The organism is Paenarthrobacter sp. 4246, assembly GCF_040546855.1.
GTDB lineage: Bacteria > Actinomycetota > Actinomycetes > Actinomycetales > Micrococcaceae > Arthrobacter.
Genome location: NZ_JBEPOP010000002.1, coordinates 531,255 through 551,169 on the forward strand (window position 1 = coordinate 531,255; position 19,915 = coordinate 551,169).

Genomic DNA, 19,915 nt, shown 5'->3' on the forward strand with positions numbered 1-19,915 from the left:
GTTGAGTCACAGCAACCCCAGGGAGCATTAATGCAGGATTTGGCAAGCGAGAAACTCAAGACCGAAGAAGGCGTTCGGGCTTCTCCCGTCAAGAAGCCCACGGCAACGAAGTTCGACTTCATGGTGGTCTCCAACAGGCTGCCCGTTGACCGCATCAGCGATGACAACGGACACGGCAGCGACGGTTGGCGGCGTTCGCCCGGCGGTCTCGTAACGGCGCTCGCGCCAATGATGACGAAGTCCGACGGCGCGTGGGTGGGTTGGCATGGCGCCCCGGACGAGACGGTGCGCCCGTTCAGCCATGAAGGCATGGACCTCATACCGGTCCAGTTGAGCAGCGATGATGTTGAGCTGTTCTACGAAGGCTTCTCCAACGCGACCATTTGGCCGCTGTATCACGACGTTATTGCGCCGCCGGAGTTCCACCGTACGTGGTGGGATTCCTACCGCAAGGTCAACAGGAAGTTCGCCGACGCCGTGACCCGCCATGCCGCCGACGGTGCCACCGTCTGGGTGCAGGATTACCAGCTCCAGTTGGTTCCCCGCCTGCTGCGCGAAACCCGGCCGGACCTCAAGATTGGTTTCTTCAACCACATCCCGTTCCCGCCGCCGGAGATCTTCGCGCAACTGCCGTGGCGCCGTGAGATCATTGACGGCCTGCTGGGCGCGGACCTCCTGGGCTTCCAGCGGCCCAGCGACGCCGGCAACTTCATGCGTTCGGCCCGCCGCTTCCTGGGCGCCAGCGTCAAGCAGCAGCAGGTGCACGTCAAGGGCCCCGACGGCGAGGTCACCCACATCGCCAGGGCGCAGGCATTCCCGATCTCCATCGACGTTGCCCAGATCCGCGAGCTCGCGTCCAACCCTGAGATCATCGAGCGCGCGCAGCAGATCCGCAAGGACCTCGGCAATCCGAAGACCATCCTCCTTGGAGTGGACCGGCTGGACTACACCAAGGGCATCCGGCACCGGCTCAAGGCCTTCGAGGAACTCCTGGCGGACGGCCACATCAAGGTGGAGGACGCCACCCTGATCCAGGTGGCCAGCCCCAGCCGGGAACGGGTTGAACAGTACAGGCTGCTCCGCGAGGAGATCGAAGGCACCGTGGGCCACATCAACGGCACCTACGACACCATCCAGAACACTGCGGTCCGCTACCTGCACCACAGCTACCCGGTGGAAGAAATGGTGGCGCTGTACCTCGCTGCGGACGTCATGCTGGTCACCGCGCTGCGCGACGGCATGAATTTGGTGGCCAAGGAGTACGTCACGGCCCGTTCCGAGGATGACGGCGCGTTGGTCCTGAGTGAATTCGCCGGCGCTGCCGACCAACTCAAGCAGGCGCTGCTGATCAACCCGCACGACATCGACGGACTCAAGTCCACCGTCCTGCGGGCCATCAACATGCCCGCCAAGGAAGCGCGCCGCCGTATGAAGCTGATGCGCAAGCAAATTCTGGATCACGACGTCGACCACTGGTCGGCGGAGTTCCTGGCCGCCCTGGAAGAGAAGGTGGTGCGCGATGACAGCTGAGAGCCTTTCCCTGTCGCCGGAACTGCTTGAAGCAGTCCGGCGCATTTCCGGCACGGAACATCTGCTGGTGGCCCTCGATTTCGATGGCACCCTCTCCCCCATCGTGGACCGGGCGGAGGATGCCCGCCCCCTGCCCCGCTCGGCTGCCGCCCTGGCAAGCCTCGCCGAACTTCCACGCACGACGACGGCACTCATCTCGGGCAGGGCCCTGGACAGCCTGCGGCTGGTCGCGTCACCTCCGGCAGACACGCTGCTGATCGGCAGCCATGGGGCCGAAGTGTGGCTCGGTGAAGGATCCTTGGGCCTGGAACTGGACGATGAGCAGCGCAGCAAACTGGCCGCGGTCCGTGAGGTCCTCTCGGAAATCGTGAACATCGCTCCGGGGACGTTGCTCGAAGACAAGCCCGCCGGCGTCGTCCTTCACACGAGGATGGCCGACGACGACGTCGCGGAAGACGCCGTCGAGGCTGCCATGCGGGTGCTCCGAGAGCACCCGGGTGTCTACCTCAAAACGGGCAAACGCGTGCTGGAGACGTCCGTGGTCCACGCCTCGAAGGGTGAGGCCGTTGAATTCCTGCGTCAGGCAACCGGCGCAACTGCCATCCTGTTCGCAGGTGACGACGTCACCGATGAGGACGCGTTGGGTCGGCTCCTGGGCGATGATGTGGGCATCAAGGTGGGCTTGGACTTCACTCAGGCCCAATACAGGGTGGAGGCGCCGGTGCACGTGGCGGAGTTGCTGGAAGCCCTGCTGAGGGAACGCCGGAGGGTTACCGCCCAGGCTTAGCGGGCGACCAGGGCAACATGTGACCTTCGTAACATTTAGGTAGTAAGTCCAAAAGTCTGACATACTCTTGGATGTGATGTGACGCACAGTACCGTGCGACGTCACACGATCCTCCCCGGCCATTGGCCGGGGAGTTCAACTGAAGAAAATGAACCATTCACAACGGATCGTCCGGCACGTACCTGCCGGTGAAGGGATTGATAACTGTGGCTACAGTTACTTTTGATAACGCTACGCGTCTGTACCCGGGCACAGATAAGCCCGCCGTCGATAAACTCAACATCGACATCGCCGATGGCGAATTCCTGGTCCTCGTTGGACCCTCCGGTTGCGGAAAGTCCACCTCCCTGCGCATGCTCGCAGGTCTCGAGGACGTGAACGCCGGCCGCATCCTGATCGGTGACCGCGACGTCACGGATGTTCCGCCGAAGGACCGCGACATCGCAATGGTCTTCCAGAACTACGCCCTGTACCCGCACATGACGGTTGCAGACAACATGGGCTTCGCGCTGAAGATCGCCGGCGTCTCCAAGGAAGAGCGCGCCGAGCGTGTTCGCGAAGCCGCCAAGCTTCTTGACCTTGAGGCTTACCTGGACCGCAAGCCGAAGGCACTCTCCGGTGGTCAGCGCCAGCGTGTTGCCATGGGCCGTGCAATCGTCCGTAACCCGCAGGTCTTCCTCATGGATGAGCCGCTGTCCAACCTTGATGCCAAGCTCCGCGTCCAGACACGTACGCAGATTGCATCCCTGACCCGCCGCCTTGGTGTCACCACCGTTTACGTGACGCACGACCAGGTCGAGGCAATGACCATGGGTGACCGCGTCGCAGTGCTGAAGGACGGCCTGCTCCAGCAGGTTGACACCCCGCGCAACCTGTACGACCGCCCGCAGAACGTCTTCGTTGCAGGCTTCATCGGCTCCCCTGCCATGAACCTGCTGGAACTGCCGGTAGTCGACGGCGGTGTCCAGTTCGGTGGAACGGTTTACCCCGTGCCGCGCAACATCCTCGAAGAGGCTCACGGCCAGACCGTCACCGTTGGTTCGCGTCCGGAAGACCTCGAGACCGTCGGCAACGGCGAAGGCCTCCAGGTTGAGGTTGACGTCGTCGAAGAACTCGGCGCAGACGCTTACGTTTACGGCCACACCATCCTCGATGGCAAGAGCCACGACATCGTTGCACGCGTCGACGGTCGTCGCCCCCCGATGAAGGGCGAATCCATCTTCGTTCGTCCGCAGTCCGGCCACGTGCACCTGTTCGACACCAAGACCGGCCTCCGCCTGGGCGACTAGTCCCACCGGCAGTCATATAACTCCGCATGAAAGCGGCCCGACCCCACCAGGTCGGGCCGCTCTCGCGTTAACCTTTCTCCCGGAAAGAATGGCATGAACACGACGGACACCTTGATCCCCCGCCCCTCCCACGTCGCACTCCAGGACAGCCCCGCCTTCACGCTTGCCCCCACAGCGCGGATCAGCGCCACAGCCGCAGCCACGCAGCTCGCCGAACAGTTGGCCTCGCTGCTGCGCGCCGGCACCGGCTTCGAACTGCCCATTGTTGAGAACACCCGCCCCGGTGACATCTCCCTTGAGTTCGCCGAAGCGTTCGACGGCGGCCCGGAAGCGTACGCGCTCAGCGTCACCGAGGGTGGCGTCAGGCTCACGGCCTCCACTCAGGCCGGACTTTTCAATGGAGTCCAGACGCTCCGGCAGCTTTTCCCTGCGTCCATTGAGAAGGCGGACGCAAGCAACGCCGAATGGGTGATTCCCGCCGTCGACATCGCCGACGCGCCGCGGTTCGCGTACCGCGGCCTGATGCTGGACGTTGCCCGCAGCTTTTTCACGGTGGAGGAGGTCAAGGCGCAGATCGACGTCATGGCCCAGTTCAAACTGAACGCCCTGCACCTGCACCTCACGGACGATCAGTCGTGGAGGATCGAGATCCACGAACCGGAACAAAATCCGTCAGGATTGCCTTACGCCCAGTTGACTGCCTTGGGCGGACAAGGCGCCGTGGAGGTCCCTACCGCGGTTCCTGCCCGTGGGCGCGAGGGTTTCTACACGCATCAGGATTTCCAGGACATCCAGGCCTACGCCGCCACCAAGAACGTGCTGGTGATCCCGGAGATCGATTTCCCGGGCCACGTCAATGCAGCCCTCGCCGCCATTCCACAGCTCAACCCTGACGGCCTGGCCAAGCCCATGAGCACCACCGCCGAAGTGGGTTGGTCAACATTCTCAGCCGGGCTGCCCGCAACGTACGAGTTTGTCCGCGAGGTCCTCGGTCAGCTCGCTGCCATCACGGACGGCCCCTATCTGCACATCGGCGGCGACGAAGCCCATGTTACGGGCCACGACGAATACGTCGAGATGGTGCAGCAGTTCGTCAGGATCGGTGCCGAAACCGGCAAGACGGTGGTGGGCTGGAACGAGTTCGCCGCCGTCGAACTCCCGGAAGGTGCCGTCATCCAGTACTGGCACGGCGACTTCGCCCCGGTGATCCGGCAGGCCGAAGAAAGCGGTGCAAAGGTGATCATGTCTCCCGCCGCCAACACATACCTGGACCAAAAATACGCCTCTGACAGCCCCATCGGGCTCGAATGGGTGGAAGGCGGACCCTTCACCTGGTCCGAGTACTACAACTGGGATCCTGCCCAGGGTGGCCTCAAGGATCACCAGATCCTCGGCGTCGAAGGGCCCCTGTGGACAGAAACTGTACGGAACAACGAGCAGGCGCAGTGGCTCCTCTACCCCCGGGCTGTTTCCTTGGCGGAAGTTGCGTGGTCCGGCCAGGAAGTCCGCAACGCAGGTGACTTCCGACGTCGGCTTGGCGCCTTGGGCGAGCGGCTCGCCCACCAGGGCGTCGCCTTCCAGGCCGCGCCCGACGTCGAGTGGTCAGCCACCTCGAAGTGGCCGTTCCCGGAAGCCGGAACGTCCTCCACTCCTGAGTACGGAACAATTGAGGCATGAGCGAGCAAAACGGAGCCCAGTGGCACGACGAACCTACCGACTACGGGCAGATCGGCAAGCTCCCCCGCACTGAAGCCGCGAGTGCGCAGGACACGGCACCGCCTGCGGGCGTCATCGGTTCCCTGAACATCACGGCGGCTTCCGCCGACCCTGAGCTGTTGGACCTTCCGTGGCACATCGCCTTGGAGGATTGGCCGGCCGAGAACCTTGCGGCGCTCCCCCGCGGCATTTCGCGGCACATTGTGCGTTTCGCGCACCTGGGTGGTTCGGTCATCGCCATCAAGGAAACCTCTGAGCACGTGGCCCGCCACGAGTACCACATGCTGCGGAAGCTGGCCCGCTTGGATGTTCCCTGCGTGGAGCCGGTTGCTGTGATCACCGGACGCACCACCGCGGATGGCCGGCCGCTGAACCCTGTGCTGGTGACCCGGCACCTCAAGTTCTCCATGCCTTACCGGGCGTTGTTCTCGCAGATGCTCCGCAAGGACACCCTGACCCGGCTTATTGACGCGCAGGCCCTGCTGCTGGTCCGCCTGCACCTTGTGGGCTTCTACTGGGGTGACGTTTCTCTGTCCAACACGTTGTTCCGCCGTGATGCCGGGGCCTTTGCCGCTTATTTGGTGGACGCCGAAACGGGCGAACTCTATCCGGACCTCTCCATGGGCCAACGTGAATACGACCTCGAAATCGCCCGCGTCAACATCGCGGGTGAGCTGATGGACCTGCTGGACGGCGGGCTGATCGAGGAAAAGGTGGATCCCGTAGCCACCAGTGAGCTGATCATGGACAGCTACCGGCGTCTTTGGACCGAGCTGACGGAGAAGGAGTCCTTCGAACTCGGCGAACGGTGGCGCGTGGCTGCCCGCATCCGGCGCCTCAACGAGCTGGGCTTCGACGTGGAGGAGTACGCCATCAAGACCACGGCTGACGGCTCCACCATCCAGCTCCAGCCCAAAGTGGTCGACGCCGGCCACCACCAGCGTCGGTTGCTGCGCCTGACCGGGTTGGACGCCCAGGAGAACCAGGCCCGCCGGCTCTTGAACGACATGGACCAGTTCCGTGCGGACAACAATCCTGACCTTGACGAGGAGATCAGCGCCCACATCTGGGTCAGCCAGATTTTCGAACCCATTGTCCGTTCCATTCCGCGGCACCTGGCCGGGAAGCTGGAGCCCGCGGAAGTGGTGCACGAGGTCCTGGAGCACCGCTGGTACATGAGCCAGAAGCAGGACAGGTACGTCCCCTTGGCGGAGACGGTTCAGTCCTACCTGGACACTGTTCTGCAGCACCGTCGCGACGAAGCCGCCATCATGCTGAACCCGGATACGGAGCTGCTGAAGATCCTTGAGGTCGAGGTGGAGGAATCCGGCCGGTACGACGACGAAGACGAGGACGAATACCCGGACGCCGACGACTAACGAGTTTTTGTACAGCTAATGCCCCTAAGAGGGCTTCTAAAGGGCGTTAGCTGTACAAAAACTCACGGTTCCAGGGTTTCGGCGAGGCCGGCCAGAACGGGTTCCCGGCCCAACTCGATGTGTGAGTACGCCAGCGAGTAGGCCAGGTCCGGCCGGCCCTTCAGGATCGCATTGCACAGCTCCGTGTGCTCGTCCCGCTGGAGTTCGTTGCTGCGGTTGTGGGCCAGCCCGAAGATCCAGCGCATCCGGCCAAAGAGGGGCTTCACGGATTCGATCAGGAGCCGGTTGCCGGACAGGCGCACGATTTCGGCGTGCAACTCGGCGCTGATGACGGCAACGTCGTCACTCCGGTCCTCGTCGATGGCAGTCTTGGACGCTTCCATGAGTTCCTGGAGACGTCCGCCGTCGCTGCCCTCGGCAACCCTGGTGGCGGCCATCCGTGCGGCGAAGGTTTCCAGGCACAGGCGGATATCGAAGAGCTCGTTGACATCCGTTAGCGTCAGTTGACGTACCACGGCACCACGGCGCGGAAACGTCGCCACAAAACCGTCCTGCTCCAGGCGCTGGATAGCTTCCCGGACCGGTATGCGAGACACGTTGTAGAGCTCGGAGAGTTCGCGTTCGCGCAAGCGCATGCCCTGCGCGTAGGTACCCGTGACGATCCCTTCCAACACCAGTTGGTAGACGTTCTCTGCCCGAGCCTCGTCATCGCGGACAGCTCCGGTTTCCGGCATCGCCTCAGCCACTGTCAAACTTCCCTTCATGCCAGCGCCCGCTCCCATCGCCGGGCGGCGCCGGTCAGCGTTCCAACCGAGCATACACGGGCGGAAAGAGCTGATCGGAGGGGCGCTGCCCCATGTCACGAACCTGGTATGCGGCACGCATCTTCCCGAACAGTTCCTGGCCCCTCATGCGCCAGAAGTCCAGGTCCACCCCGGCGATCAAACCATCGGCCATGATGGTGCGCCCGGCCACCACGGAGAGCACAGCCTGGCGGGCTGTGCCGTTGAGAAGGAGTGTCCGCAGCGGATCTTCGTGGACGCCGTCGCGGATATCCCCCAGGGAGAAGGCCACCATATCGGCGGTGGCGCCAGGTTCCAGCCGACCCAGGTCCGGGCGGCGCAAGGCCTGCGCCCCGCCCAATGTGGCGGTGTCGAAGTAACCGGCAACGTCCCCTGCGTCGTTACTGCCCGCCAGGATCTTGGCCAGTTGCACGCCGGCGTCGATGCCCCGGATGAGGTCCGGCGGGAACGAGTCCGTGCCCAGGGAAATGTTGATGCCTGCACTCTTGTAGGCATCAAACGAGTCCAGGACACTGCCGTAGCGCATGGACGTCAGGGGGCAATGGATGATGCTGGCACCGCTGGCCGCCAACCGGGCAAGGTCGCCGCGGTCCTCGCCGAATACCGCAGGGTTGCGGTCCGTATACGTCGCATGCGGGATCAACAACCGTTCGTTGAGCAAACCCACCTGGTCCAGAAGCTCCAAGGGCGTCACACCGTGCCAGTCAAGGACGAGCTCCCGTTCAACCAGCCCCTGCAGCGAGTGGAGGCGGACCAGCACGTCCCGCTCGCTGGATGCCGCCGCCGTCTCTTTGAGCAGCTCGATGTCCAGGGTTTCGATGCGGCACGGGAGCAGGACTCCGTTCACCAACGGATCATCCAGTTCCGTCGCATGGTCCAGGAAGCGCAAGGCGTCCGCCAGTCCCTCACGGCCACGGCCGGCGTCGAACATGACGGAACGGTCCCCGTTCTCCAACACAACGTTTACGCCCGAGCGGTAGGCGGGGCCAAGGTACGCGCGCAGGCCCAAGCGCCTGCTGGTGTCGGCCATCCCCACAAGTTCCTCGAAGGGCTCGGCCCAATCCGAATGCACCTCAGAGGCGATGGGCATGTACGTCGTAATGCCGTGCAGGACCAGTTGGATCAGTGCGTACTCCCGGACCTGCTGGCGTTCTTCGGCCGTGAAGACGTTGGCCCGCCGGTTCCGGAAGTAGTCCTCGGACCACTGGTGGCCTTTGGCCTGTTCCGGACCCGCCCAGCTGTCCAGGATGAGGTGGTCGATGTCGGTGAGGGCATCGAGGTCGATCAGGCCCGGCATCAGCAGGGCATCTCCAAGATGACGCTCCTCGTCCACAGGTTCGGAGTAGTCATGGCCAACGTAGTCAATGGTGGCTCCGCTGTAGACCACGCAGGCATCCTCCAGCAGCACATGGCGCCCGTTATGGTGGCCCAGCACATAGCGGGCGGTGACCTTCGTGGGCATGAAAACTCCTCTTCCTGGTGGATGCAGATCCAAAAGCAAACTCTCTGGTATTCCAAACAGTACATTATTTGTGATTTACATCGCATGATTCCTGCTCTACTCTATTTTGGTATACAAGAACTCCGGAGCCAGCTCCTTGGATCATGAATCGAGCAGAACCGTTGACCCAGATACAGCCCGTCGAACCCACTACAGGCAGCCCACCGCTTCCTCCAGCAACGACGCCGGAGAACAAAGTCGCAGTCCCTGCCGAAGCACGCTCACTGCTCGCCACTGCATGGATGAGGATCCGGCGCAGCAAGATCGCGCTCCTTAGCCTGTGGGTGGTGGTGGCGATCATGGTGTTCGCCATCCTGGCTCCCCTGCTGAGCGCCATGTCCGGCAACGATCCCTTCACCTCCAACACCAGCCCGGAGGTGCTGGATGATTTCCAGACACCGGGCCTTCCCCTCCCCGGCTACATGTATCCATCCGCCCAGCACTGGTTGGGCGTGGAACCCGGCCTGGGCCGCGACCTTTTCGCCAGGCTTGCCTACGGCGGACAGGTCTCACTGACCATCGCCCTCCTGTCCACCGTTGTTTCCGTGGTCCTGGGAACCGTACTCGGCGCAGCGGCTGGCTACTTCGGCGGCAAAACAGATGCCATCATCAGCCGCATCATGGACCTGTTCCTCGCCTTCCCGCACCTCCTCCTGGTGCTGTCGCTGACACCGATCCTGCAGTCGCGGCTCAGGGACACACCGCTGGGTGAAGGAAGCTTCCTGCCCATGGCCTCGCTGGTGATCATTCTGGGCTTCTTCGGCTGGGCCTACCTCGCAAGAATCGTCCGCGGCCAGGTGCTGAGCCTCCGCGAGCGCGAATTCGTGGAAGCGGCCCGGTCCTTCGGCGCCTCCCACATGAGCGTCCTGTTCCGGCAGATCATCCCCAACGTCATGGGGGTCGTCCTGGTGTACGCCACCATGCTGATCCCTACCAATATCTCCGCAGAAGCTGCGTTGTCCTTCCTTGGCGTCGGCGTCAAGGACCCCACACCGTCGTGGGGCCAAATGCTCAATGCCGCCCAGTCCGGAAACTGGTACCTCAGTGATCCGTGGTTCCTCGCCGTTCCCGGCGTCATGCTCATCATCACCGTCCTGGCCTTCAACCTCCTGGGCGACGCTGTCCGCGATGCCCTGGACCCCAAGTCTTCCCGCTAGCAAATTTCGCACTAATCCCCCGCATCGCCCTCCACCCCTCTCAAGGAGCATCATGAAAACCCCTGCAAGAGCCCTGGCTCTTTCCGTCCTGATTGCCATGGCCGCCACCGGCTGTGCCGCTGGCCAGAACCAGCCCAGCAGTTCCCAGCCCGCCGGGTCGGTCACCGAGTTGGCCCCACAAGTGGTCAAATCCGGCTTCAACGGCAAGGGCGGAAACATCAACGTCCTCATGTCTTCCGACTTCCAGACCCTGGATCCGGGCAACAGCAACTACGTACAGACGGCCAACGTCGGCCAGTTGTACTACCGCACATTGACCATGGCCAAAGAAACAGCCGGGCAGCCGCCCACCGTTGTCCCGGACCTCGCGACCGATACCGGCAAGGTGTCCGATGACGGCCTTAGCTGGACCTTCACCCTCAAGGAAGGCGTGAAGTTTGAGGACGGCACGCCTATCACCTCGGCCGACATCAAGTACGGCGTGGAGCGCACCTTTGCGCAGGATGTCTTTACCCAGGCACCGCAGGAGTTGAATGCAGCTCTCGACGCCGGTGGGTACAAGGGGCCGTACAAGGATCCTTCCGCTGTGCTCAAGGCGGTTGAAACACCTGATGAACGCACCGTGGTCTTCCACCTCAAGAAGCCGTTCGCTGAGTTCCCGGCCCTGGCGTCCCGCTCCAATACGGCGCCTGTCCCGAAAGCCAAGGACACCAAGCTCGACTACACCAACCACCCCGTGTCCTCGGGTCCCTACATGGTGGAGTCGTACAATCGCGGCAAGTCGCTCAAGTTGGTCCGGAACCCGCATTGGGACCCCGCCACTGACCCCAACCGCTCGGCACTGCCGGATACCTTCAGCTTCTCGCTCTCCACATCCCAGGCCACCATCAGCCAGCAGCTCCTGGCCGACTCCGATCCGAATGCCATCACCTTGGATTCCAACGGTGCGCTGCAGACCTCGGACTCCGCGAAGCTGGCCGATGCCAAGGTCAAAGACCGCGTCGCGTCCGGTCTCCTGGGCTGCAACGACGTCCTGAGCCTGAACACGCAGAAGATCAAGGATCCAGAGGTCCGCAAGGCCATCGCGCTTGCCCTGGACCGCCAGTCCATCCTGGTCCAGTACGGCGGACGACGTTTTGGAGAAATCACCCAGAGCCCGCTGAACCCCAAGATGCGTGGCTACGTGGAAACAGAACTGGAACTGGACCCCACCGGCAAACCCAAGCTGGAAGAGGCCAGGAAGCTGCTGGAAGGCAAGGACTACCCCAAGACACTGACATACGGCTATGCCAACAACCGGGACGCCTTCAAGAACACGGGCACCGTGGTCCAGCAGAACCTGAAGGCCCTGGGCATCGACGTTGAGTTGGTGGCGATTCCTGCACCGAACTACTACTCCGTCCTCGCCAGCGAGCAACTCCCGGACATGGGCCGCTCCGGATGGTGTGGCGGTGCTGACCCGGCGTCCATCCGCACGTCCGCTGATCCCTTGCTGGGCCCGAACAACGAGGGCACCAGCTACGGATTCTCCAACACGTCCCGCTACTTCGATCCCGTTGTTTCCAAGGCCATGTTCGATCTTCGCAACACGGACGGCACCTCCGAGGAACTGGGAAAGAAGTGGTCCGAGGCCTTCGGATCGGCGTTGAAGACCTACCCGATCGTTCCGCTCATCCGCAGCCACACCAACAGCGTGGTGGGTTCCAATGTCCGTAATGCCCAGGTGGGCTACTTCTTCGGCGGCATAGACCTCTCGATCGTCGGCGTCGAGCACTAACCGGAATTCTTCCAGAAGGAGAAGCGGGCCGCCTGCACCAGCCGGCGGCCCGCAACCACCACCATGATGACTTTCATTCTTCGCCGGGCCGGATCGCTGGTCCTGCTTCTCGCCGCGGTCAGTTTCATCACCTTCACGCTCTTCCAGTTGGGTCCCTCCGATCCCGCGGCTGCTGCGTGCGGGCAGGAATGCACGCCCGAACGCGTCGCCGAGGCCCGCGTTGCCCTGGGCATGGACCAGCCTTTCCTTGTCCAGTACTTCGACTACATCCGCGGGCTTTTCTCCTCGCGGATGATTGGAGCCCCCGGCGCCCAGACACTGTGTGAATGGCCGTGCCTGGGCAAGTCCTTCCAAACCAACGAGAACGTTGCGGACATCATCGGCCGCTCGCTCCCCTACACCTTCTCCATGGCCATCGGCGCACTGGTGCTGTGGACCATCACCGGCGTCGGCCTGGGACTCCTTGCCGCCCTGCGCAAGGGTTCGCCCGTGGACAAGTTCATTGTTGGCGCCGCTTCCGTGGGCGTCTCGTTGCCGATCCCGGTGACCGGCCTGTTCCTGCTGCTCCTGTTCGTGAACCAGTTGCACCTGCTGCCCTTCACCACCAACGAGATCAACAGTCCCTTCGGTCCGCAAGGACCCGGAGCGTGGGTGGCCAACTATCTGTTGCCGTGGATCGCCCTTGCCGTCCTGTTCAGTGCCTCCTATATCCGCGTCACCCGAACCAACATGATTGAGACGTTCGGCGAGGACTTCATCCGTACCGCCCGCGCCAAGGGCCTGGCACCCCGGACGGTCACGTTCAAGCACGGTGTTCGGGCAGGAATTTCCCCTGTGGTCACCATGCTCGGGATGGATATCGGCCTCCTGCTGGGCGGCGCAGTCCTCACCGAACAGATCTTCTCCGTCCCCGGCCTGGGCTTCACGGCAGTGCACGCCGCCATTTCCGGCGACCTCCCTGTCACCATGGCCATCACCATGCTGGCCGCGTTCTTCGTCATCGTCGCCAATGTTGTGGTTGACCTCGCCTATGCCGCCATCGATCCCCGAGTGAGGCTCCAATGACCCAGCTGCCTACCACCACCGCGAGCGCGAATACCGGAGGGACAGCCACCGCCCCTTTCCTCGAGGTCACCGGCCTGACCGTAAAATTCCCTACGGATGACGGCGTTGTCTCCGCAGTGAACGGCATGGACTTTGCCTTGGAACGCGGCGAGACCCTCGGAATCGTGGGCGAATCCGGCTCCGGCAAATCCGTCACCAGCCAAGCTCTCATGGGTTTGCTCAAAGGCACCTCTGCGCAAGTCACCGGTCAGGCGATGTTCCAGGACAAGGACCTGGTCACCTTGCCCGAGTCCGCCATGCGACAGCTCCGTGGCCGCAACATCGGCATGATCTTCCAGGACCCGCTTTCAGCGTTGCACCCGTTCTACACCGTGGGCCACCAGATCGCCGAGGCGTACCTGGTCCACAACAAGGCGAACAAGAAGCAGGCGAGGGCGGCCGCCGTCGACATGCTGGGAAGGGTGGGTATCCCCAGCCCGGAGCAGCGCTACGACGAGTACCCCCACCATTTCTCCGGTGGCATGCGCCAGCGTGCCATGATCGCCATGGCGTTGATCTGCGAGCCGGAGTTGCTGATCGCCGATGAGCCCACCACCGCGCTGGACGTGACGGTCCAAGCGCAGATCCTGGATCTGATGTCCGAGCTCCAGGAGGAGAGCAACTCAGCATTGATCCTTATCACGCACGATCTCGGAGTGGTAGCCGAGGTCTGCGACAACGTCCTGGTCATGTACGGCGGCCAGTGTGTCGAGTCGGGTCCCGTGGACGAAATTTTCTACGACACCCAGCACCCCTACACCTTGGGACTGCTCAACTCGATGCCCACCCTCAACAGCTCCTCAAGCCGGCTGAACCCCATACCTGGCCAGCCGCCGTCGCTTCTTGACCTGCCCAAGGGCTGCATCTTCAGCGCACGGTGCCAGTACTCCGAACTCGCCGGCGACGGTATCTGCGCCAACCAGCGGCCTGAGCTTCGGGTCGAGGACGGGCACGGCAAGCGGTGCCACTTGAGCGGCCCGCAGATCATCACCATCCGGAATTCGCGTTAGGACCGCCATGGAACATCAACCCATCCTCCAGGTGGAGAACCTGCAGAAGCACTTCCCACTGAAGGGCGGCCTTTTTCCGGGCGCCGCCAAGCGTTCGGTCAAAGCGGTCGACGGCGTATCGTTCAGTCTTGCCCGCGGCCAGACGTTGGGGCTCGTAGGTGAATCCGGGTGCGGTAAGTCGACCACCGGCCGCATGGTGGCGCGCCTCATGGATCCAACGGGCGGCCGGATTATGGTCGACGGCGTGGACATCAGCCAGTTGCGTGGCAAGGACCTGTACAACTTCCGGCGCAAGGTGCAGATGATCTTCCAGGATCCCTTCGCCTCCTTGAACCCCCGGCAAACAGTGGGCACGGCCATTGCCGCTCCCATGGTGGCGCAGAAGATCAACCCGCCGGGTGGGCTCAAGAAACGGGTCAAGGAACTCCTGGACCAGGTGGGGCTCAAACCGGAGCACTACAACCGGTTCCCGCATGAGTTCTCCGGCGGCCAACGGCAGCGCGTGGGCATTGCCCGGGCCATCTCCCTGAACCCGTCAGTGATCGTGTGCGACGAGCCAGTGTCCGCCTTGGACGTCTCCGTGCAGGCACAGGTGGTGAACTTGCTGCAGCAGATCCAGCGTGACACCGGCGTTTCCTACATTTTCATTGCCCACGATCTCTCCGTGGTCCGGCACATTTCCCACGAGGTTGCGGTGATGTACTTGGGCAAGATCGTTGAACAGGGACCGCGCGACGCCTTGTTCCGCGATCCCCTGCACCCTTACACCAAGGCGCTTCTCTCAGCTGTGCCGCTGCCGGATCCCCGCGCCGCGAGGGAACAAGTGAAAATCCGGCTTCGCGGCGATCTGCCTTCTCCCGCCAATCCGCCCAGCGGCTGCGTCTTCCGCACACGCTGCCCACTCATCGGCACCCTTCCCGAGGAGCAGCGCCAACGCTGCATCGACCAAATACCCACACCAGCCACCCCAGCCGCCCCGGCCTGCCACCATACCGGAGTGGCCACGACGGTCCTGGCAGGCGTGAAATAGATTCACTACCAAAGGAGCAAACCATTGAACACCCTGATCCACGCCGTCCGCCCTTGGGGGCAAGCTCTCAGTGACGTGAGCATCACTGACGGCAAGATCACCGCCGTCGAACCCCACGATCCGGCCCGTGTCGTTCCAGACGGCGTCACCGTAGTAGAAGGGCGCGGGCGCTTGCTGCTCCCGTCGTTCTCAGACGTCCACGTCCACCTCGATTCCACCCGCATCGGTTTGCCCTTCCGCGAGCACACCGGCGGTCCGGGGGTGTGGACCATGATGATGAACGACCGGCAGAACTGGCGCAATGCCGAGGTTCCGCTGCAGGAGCGGGTGAACGACACTCTGGGCCGGATGATCGCCAGGGGCACCACCCGCGTCCGCTCTTACGCGCAAGTGGATGTGGACTGCCGACTGGAGCGTTTCGACGCCGTGGCCGCCGCCAGGGAGAAGTTTGCAGGTCAGGCCTCCGTGGACATCATCGCCTTCCCCCAGGCCGGCTTGCTGCTTGAGGAGGGCACGGTTGATCTGATGGAGGAGGCGTTGAAGGCCGGTGCCAACGTGATGGGTGGCATCGATCCCTGCTCGTTGGACCGGGATCCGGCAAAGCACCTGGACATCGTCTTCGGCTTGGCGGAGAAGTACCAGGTTCCCATCGATATCCACCTCCACGAACCGGGCGAACTGGGTGTGTTCAGCACGGACCTGGTGCTTGAGCGCACGCGCGCGCTGAGTATGCAGGGCAAGGTCACTATGTCCCACGCCTACCAACTGGGCAGCGTGAACGAGGCCACTACCCGCCGTTTGATTGACGCCTTTGCGGAACTGGATGTCTCCCTGGCGTCAGTTGCTCCGTCCGCGGCCGGGCAGTTGCCCATCCCCCTTTTGACCGAGGCCGGTGTCCGCTTGGGCTTGGGCGAGGACGGCCAGCGCGACTACTGGTCCCCCTACGGCAACACCGACATGCTGGACCGCACCTGGCAGCTGGCCTTCACCCACGGTTTCCGCAAGGACGAGCTGATCGAACACTGCCTGGCCATCGCCACTATCGGCGGCGCCAGCATCCTTGACCCCAACGCGACCCGGCTGAAGGACATAGCCCACCGCCCCGGCGTCGACGTCGGTGATCCTGCCGAGTTGCTCTTGGCGGACGGTGAAACGGTAGCCTCCACCGTCATGGACCGGGGCAAGGACCGTACGGTGATCCACGCCGGTAAAGTAGTGGCGGATCAGCTGAATCTGGTCTAAAACACCCACGAAGCCCGCTCGTGTCCACACTCCTCACGCACTGCGGCGGGGGTGGTGTGCTCGGGCGGGCTTCGATGTTTGGGCCGAGGCGCTGAGGGCTATTCGGCGCGGGCCGTGGGAGCGTTATCCAGCGGTGTCCACCACGTCACGGCGGGCGTCACAGTGAAGCGGCGCCCGGACACTTCGGACGGCGTAATGCGGATGAATTGGTCCTTCTGTCCGGCTTCCCAGGGGAACAGCAGCAGCCCGATGGTGTCCAGCACGTCCTGGGTGAGCTCCACGGCTGAGGCTTGGCCCTTGACTACTACGCTCCACGCCACGCCGGTGTCCGCGTTGACGCCATCAGCCTCGATGGCCACAGGAACGTCACTGAGCGCCGCGTGGAGCTTGGTCCCTTCGCCGGTACGGAACACCATGGTGCCGTGGTCCACTTTGTAATTCACGGGGAAGATATCCGGGTGGTCGTCCACCCAGACGGCAAGCCGTCCTACTGAGACTCCGCGGAGGAGTTCCCAGCACTGGTTGGTGTCTAGAATTTCCGAGGCGGGCGTGCCTGGTTGATTGGTCCCGGCTGGTGAAGTCGTCATACCGCAGACGATACGCCGGGCACCTGACATTCAACAGGCCACGGCTTACCGGAGGAGTGCGGGGGTAGCGCCGGTCCAGTGCGGGACCCTTCTGTTCCCAGCCATCGTTCAGCGCCACCAGCCCCGAACGCGCTGCTAGTGTTTATCCCGCGGCGGGGTTCGTTCCTGCCACGCCTGTTGTGGACATGTCACGCTCCGCAACCAGCCCAACCTCATCCACCCGCACCAACGGCCCCCGGATGGCAAAGAAGCCAGCGCCTGCCAGCACCACAGCCTCGGCCGCAAGCGCCCAGAACGTTGCTTCCCACCCGCCTGTCATGGAGTGCAGAAGCCCGGCTCCGAGTGGACCGAGCGACGCCGCAGCGAACCCAAATCCCTGGCTCATGGCGGACAATCGTCCCGCGGACTGCGGCCCGGCCGAACGAATCACCACCAGGGCCATGGCCAACCCGAATCCCGCGCTCTGGACGATTCCCAGCACTCCGACAGCAAGGAACTGAAGCTCCGCTGGTGCCACCAGAACACCAAGCAGTGCTACGGCCACCAGCACGCCAAGTCCCGGAGCCATCCACCGCAGAATGGCCGGCCGGCTGGCAAGGACCGGGGCCAGCAGACTGGCAGGGAGCCCCGCGAGACTGAACCAGGCCAAAAGTGCCGCAGCGTCCACGGACGCAAGCCCCCGGGACACCAGGTACACGGCCAGCCAGGATGTGATGGCGAAATAAAGCATGGCCTGGAGCCCGAAGAATGCCGTCACCGCCCAGGCTGTGCGCTGCTTCCGCAGGGGCATTGCGGGCGCGGTGGGGACACTAGCGGACGACGCCGGATCCCACCGCGGCGTCGAAGCGTCCCCCACCGCTGAGGTGACTTTGCCCGCGGCAGCCAGTGCCGCCGTCGGGCGTCTTCCGGTGCGCTGGATGAGGACAGCTCCGAAAAGTGCTGGGACCGCCCACACAGCCAGCGCCCCTGCCAGGCTTCCCCCAAAGGACTGCTGGAGAGGTTGAACCAGCCCCGCCCCCAGCGCTGCCCCCAGTCCAAAGCCCATGGTGCAGAGCCCTGTCCACCAGCCGGTGCCCCGGTTGGCCTTGACGATCTGCGGAACCAGCACGCTGGCTGTCATGATCGCCATGCCGGCAACGAAAGTGCCCGGCAGCAAGAGCGCCGGGACTGTGGCCCGGAGGATCAGCGCGGCGGCCAAGGCCGTGAGCGCAACGGCCACCGCTGGACCGGTTCCCAATCGCCGAGCCAGCCAGGGTCCCATCGGCCCGGAGATTCCGAACGCCAGGACCGGCAAGGTGCCCAAGAGCGGCAGGAGTGCGGGGTCAAGGGCGAAGACACCCGGAATCTGGTCCATCACACCGGCGATGGTGGTGATGGCGGGCCGGAGATTGATGGACACCACGACCAGCGCAAGCAGCACCAAACCCGTCATCAACCTCGGACTTGCTCCAACCCGGGCCTGCCGCTTCTCGCGCACGTCTTCTCCTCATAGCAACTTTGGTATACCAAGTAAGCCTAGGGGGAGAATGGTGGGAAGTAAATGCAGGAAATTTCGCAGATAAGTTGTGACAGGCATGTCGGGTGAAAGTTTTGGAATACCAGAGAGGTTAGATTGCCTTACCCGGATTCAGGATTCCTTGGGGATCGAACAGCATCTTGATCCTGCGCTGCAATTCACGCACCGGCTCGGGCTGCTCCAGGCCCAGCCAACGCAACTTGTATTGGCCTACGCCGTGCTCGCCCGTGATGGTGCCACCCATCTCAAGGCCTATCCGGATGGATTCATCCAACGCTGCGTTGAGCCGCTCCAAAGCAGCCGCATCAGTAACAGGGTCCACACGTTCCATCCAGAACGTCGGGTGCAGATTGCCGTCTCCTGCGTGCGCCACCACCTTGAGCATCACGCTGAAGCGGGCCGCCATGGCCTCGAGCTCGGCCACGAAGTCCACCAACCGCGATCGTGGCACGGCGATGTCCTCGCCAACCCTGAATTCGTCATCCACTTCCGCGCCCCGGCTGTTGCGGCGCAGTTCCACCAGCATCTCGGCTTCCTCGTTGGCTTCGGTTGTCACCGTTGCGCCGCCTGCGGCCAGCACCTGCCGCACCACGTCCGCTTCCGCAGCTGCGCCGAAACCATCGGTCTGGATCAGAAGCAGCGACTTGCCACGGGTCTGGAGGTCACCTCCATGCATTTCATCCAACTGCACCAGGGTTCCGTTATCCAGCAGTTCCATGATGGCCGGCTGGACCCGGGACTTGCCCACGGCGAGGACTCCGGCGGCCGCGCTGCGGAAGTCCTGGTAGAACGCAGCAATGGTGTGGACCTCCGGGGGCAGGTACTTCAGGCGGACGGTCACGCCCACCACGATCCCCAGCGTCCCTTCGGAGCCCACCAGCAGCGCGGTGAGGTCGTAGCCGGCAACTCCTTTAAAGGTCTGGTGTCCTGTGTGCATCAACGAGCCATCAGCCATCACAACGTCCAGGGCCAGCACGGAATCCCGTGTCACCCCGTATTTAGCGCATCGCAGTCCCCCGGCATTGGTGGCCACGTTGCCGCCGATGGTGGACATCTTGTAGCTTGCGGGGTCAGGCGCATACATGAGGCCGTGCTCTGCGGCGGCGGCGTTCAGATCGGCGTTGATGACGCCGGGCTCGACGACGGCGGTCTCATCGTCCGGGTTGAGGTCCAGGATGCGGGTCATCCGTTCAAGACTCAGGACGATGCAGCCTTCCGTGGCATGGGCTCCGCCGGAAACGCCGGTGCCCGCACCCCGGGCGACGATCGGCACGTGATGCGCTGCGCAAGTGCGGACGATGTGTTGCACGTCTTCAACGGACCCGGCCCAAACGACGGCCAGCGGCAGGTGCCTCTCCAGCATCGGCCCTTGGTCAATGGAGTAGACGGTGAGGGTTTCTTCATCGCCGGCCATTTGCTTGGGTTGGAGCCCGGCCGACAACTCCTGCAGGAACGCCCGTTGCCTGTCTGTCTGCCGGGTTTCTTCC

16 protein-coding genes are annotated in these 19,915 nt (G+C 63.4%); 11 read left to right on the forward strand and 5 right to left on the reverse strand.

Going from position 1 to position 19,915, the window contains the following annotated elements; all coding sequences use genetic code 11:
- Positions 1-30 precede the first annotated feature (30 nt).
- The 5 genes from ABIE35_RS05205 to ABIE35_RS05225 all read left to right on the forward strand — a co-directional run bounded on the left by ABIE35_RS05205 (position 31) and on the right by ABIE35_RS05225 (position 6,701).
- Positions 31-1,530 carry an alpha,alpha-trehalose-phosphate synthase (UDP-forming) gene (locus ABIE35_RS05205; protein ID WP_089593816.1) on the forward strand — a complete coding sequence of 500 codons (1,500 nt, stop codon included), beginning with the start codon at positions 31-33 and terminating at the stop codon, positions 1,528-1,530.
- On the forward strand, positions 1,520-2,317 hold the full coding sequence (gene otsB / locus ABIE35_RS05210) for a trehalose-phosphatase (RefSeq protein ID WP_354512962.1): 798 nt from the start codon (positions 1,520-1,522) through the stop codon (positions 2,315-2,317). The genes ABIE35_RS05205 and otsB overlap by 11 nt, the downstream gene beginning before the upstream one ends.
- A gap of 206 nt (positions 2,318-2,523) precedes the next feature.
- Positions 2,524-3,606 (forward strand): ABC transporter ATP-binding protein, encoded by a 1,083-nt coding sequence (locus tag ABIE35_RS05215; RefSeq protein WP_089593814.1) that lies wholly within the window; start codon positions 2,524-2,526, stop codon positions 3,604-3,606.
- A gap of 93 nt (positions 3,607-3,699) precedes the next feature.
- Entirely contained in the window at positions 3,700-5,283 is a 1,584-nt protein-coding gene (locus ABIE35_RS05220; protein WP_354512964.1) for a beta-N-acetylhexosaminidase, read from the forward strand.
- Positions 5,280-6,701 (forward strand): DUF4032 domain-containing protein, encoded by a 1,422-nt coding sequence (locus ABIE35_RS05225; RefSeq protein ID WP_354512966.1) that lies wholly within the window; start codon positions 5,280-5,282, stop codon positions 6,699-6,701. Before ABIE35_RS05220 ends, ABIE35_RS05225 begins: the two co-directional genes overlap by 4 nt.
- Before the next feature lie 62 nt (positions 6,702-6,763).
- Here the strand turns inward: ABIE35_RS05225 and ABIE35_RS05230 are convergent, their stop codons facing one another.
- Both ABIE35_RS05230 and ABIE35_RS05235 read right to left on the reverse strand, forming a co-directional pair.
- A complete protein-coding gene (locus tag ABIE35_RS05230) occupies positions 6,764-7,465 on the reverse strand; it encodes a GntR family transcriptional regulator (RefSeq protein ID WP_354512968.1) in 702 nt (233 codons plus the stop codon).
- Positions 7,466-7,499: 34 nt separating this feature from the next.
- Positions 7,500-8,966 (reverse strand): chlorohydrolase family protein, encoded by a 1,467-nt coding sequence (locus ABIE35_RS05235; RefSeq protein ID WP_354512970.1) that lies wholly within the window; start codon positions 8,964-8,966, stop codon positions 7,500-7,502.
- 143 nt (positions 8,967-9,109) lie between these two features.
- Here ABIE35_RS05235 and ABIE35_RS05240 point away from each other — a divergent pair, with 143 nt between their 5' ends.
- From ABIE35_RS05240 to ABIE35_RS05265, 6 genes are all read left to right on the forward strand, one after another.
- Positions 9,110-10,162 carry an ABC transporter permease gene (locus tag ABIE35_RS05240; RefSeq protein WP_354512972.1) on the forward strand — a complete coding sequence of 351 codons (1,053 nt, stop codon included), beginning with the start codon at positions 9,110-9,112 and terminating at the stop codon, positions 10,160-10,162.
- Between the two features lie 52 nt (positions 10,163-10,214).
- Positions 10,215-11,939, forward strand: coding sequence for an ABC transporter substrate-binding protein (locus ABIE35_RS05245; protein ID WP_354512974.1), 1,725 nt, complete (start codon positions 10,215-10,217; stop codon positions 11,937-11,939).
- A 63-nt stretch (positions 11,940-12,002) separates the two neighbouring features.
- A complete protein-coding gene (locus ABIE35_RS05250) occupies positions 12,003-13,004 on the forward strand; it encodes an ABC transporter permease (RefSeq protein ID WP_354512976.1) in 1,002 nt (333 codons plus the stop codon).
- A complete protein-coding gene (locus ABIE35_RS05255; RefSeq protein ID WP_354512978.1) occupies positions 13,001-14,053 on the forward strand; it encodes an ABC transporter ATP-binding protein in 1,053 nt (350 codons plus the stop codon). The genes ABIE35_RS05250 and ABIE35_RS05255 overlap by 4 nt, the downstream gene beginning before the upstream one ends.
- 7 nt (positions 14,054-14,060) lie before the next feature.
- On the forward strand, positions 14,061-15,083 hold the full coding sequence (locus ABIE35_RS05260; protein WP_354512980.1) for an ABC transporter ATP-binding protein: 1,023 nt from the start codon (positions 14,061-14,063) through the stop codon (positions 15,081-15,083).
- Positions 15,084-15,107: 24 nt separating this feature from the next.
- Positions 15,108-16,325: an amidohydrolase family protein gene (locus tag ABIE35_RS05265; RefSeq protein WP_354512982.1), complete on the forward strand. Its 1,218-nt coding sequence runs from the start codon at positions 15,108-15,110 to the stop codon at positions 16,323-16,325.
- Positions 16,326-16,423: 98 nt separating this feature from the next.
- Here ABIE35_RS05265 and ABIE35_RS05270 read toward each other — a convergent pair whose 3' ends face one another.
- The 3 genes from ABIE35_RS05270 to ABIE35_RS05280 all read right to left on the reverse strand — a co-directional run bounded on the left by ABIE35_RS05270 (position 16,424) and on the right by ABIE35_RS05280 (position 19,842).
- Positions 16,424-16,912 (reverse strand): pyridoxamine 5'-phosphate oxidase family protein, encoded by a 489-nt coding sequence (locus ABIE35_RS05270; RefSeq protein ID WP_354512984.1) that lies wholly within the window; start codon positions 16,910-16,912, stop codon positions 16,424-16,426.
- Between the two features lie 142 nt (positions 16,913-17,054).
- Complete coding sequence (locus tag ABIE35_RS05275; RefSeq protein ID WP_354512986.1) at positions 17,055-18,389, reverse strand: MFS transporter; 1,335 nt, start codon at positions 18,387-18,389, stop codon at positions 17,055-17,057.
- 130 nt (positions 18,390-18,519) lie between these two features.
- Positions 18,520-19,842: an FAD-binding oxidoreductase gene (locus ABIE35_RS05280; protein ID WP_354513045.1), complete on the reverse strand. Its 1,323-nt coding sequence runs from the start codon at positions 19,840-19,842 to the stop codon at positions 18,520-18,522.
- Between the last annotated feature and the right edge of the window lie 73 nt (positions 19,843-19,915).

Coding starts and splice junctions, on each gene's coding strand:
- ABIE35_RS05205 (WP_089593816.1), top strand. CDS start 31: ATGCAGGATTTGGCAAGCGAGAAACTCAAGACCGAAGAAGGCGTTCGG.
- otsB (WP_354512962.1), top strand. CDS start 1,520: ATGACAGCTGAGAGCCTTTCCCTGTCGCCGGAACTGCTTGAAGCAGTC.
- ABIE35_RS05220 (WP_354512964.1), top strand. CDS start 3,700: ATGAACACGACGGACACCTTGATCCCCCGCCCCTCCCACGTCGCACTC.
- ABIE35_RS05225 (WP_354512966.1), top strand. CDS start 5,280: ATGAGCGAGCAAAACGGAGCCCAGTGGCACGACGAACCTACCGACTAC.
- ABIE35_RS05230 (WP_354512968.1), bottom strand. CDS start 7,465: ATGAAGGGAAGTTTGACAGTGGCTGAGGCGATGCCGGAAACCGGAGCT.
- ABIE35_RS05235 (WP_354512970.1), bottom strand. CDS start 8,966: ATGCCCACGAAGGTCACCGCCCGCTATGTGCTGGGCCACCATAACGGG.
- ABIE35_RS05240 (WP_354512972.1), top strand. CDS start 9,110: ATGAATCGAGCAGAACCGTTGACCCAGATACAGCCCGTCGAACCCACT.
- ABIE35_RS05245 (WP_354512974.1), top strand. CDS start 10,215: ATGAAAACCCCTGCAAGAGCCCTGGCTCTTTCCGTCCTGATTGCCATG.
- ABIE35_RS05250 (WP_354512976.1), top strand. CDS start 12,003: ATGATGACTTTCATTCTTCGCCGGGCCGGATCGCTGGTCCTGCTTCTC.
- ABIE35_RS05255 (WP_354512978.1), top strand. CDS start 13,001: ATGACCCAGCTGCCTACCACCACCGCGAGCGCGAATACCGGAGGGACA.
- ABIE35_RS05260 (WP_354512980.1), top strand. CDS start 14,061: ATGGAACATCAACCCATCCTCCAGGTGGAGAACCTGCAGAAGCACTTC.
- ABIE35_RS05270 (WP_354512984.1), bottom strand. CDS start 16,912: ATGACGACTTCACCAGCCGGGACCAATCAACCAGGCACGCCCGCCTCG.
- ABIE35_RS05280 (WP_354513045.1), bottom strand. CDS start 19,842: ATGGCCGGCGATGAAGAAACCCTCACCGTCTACTCCATTGACCAAGGG.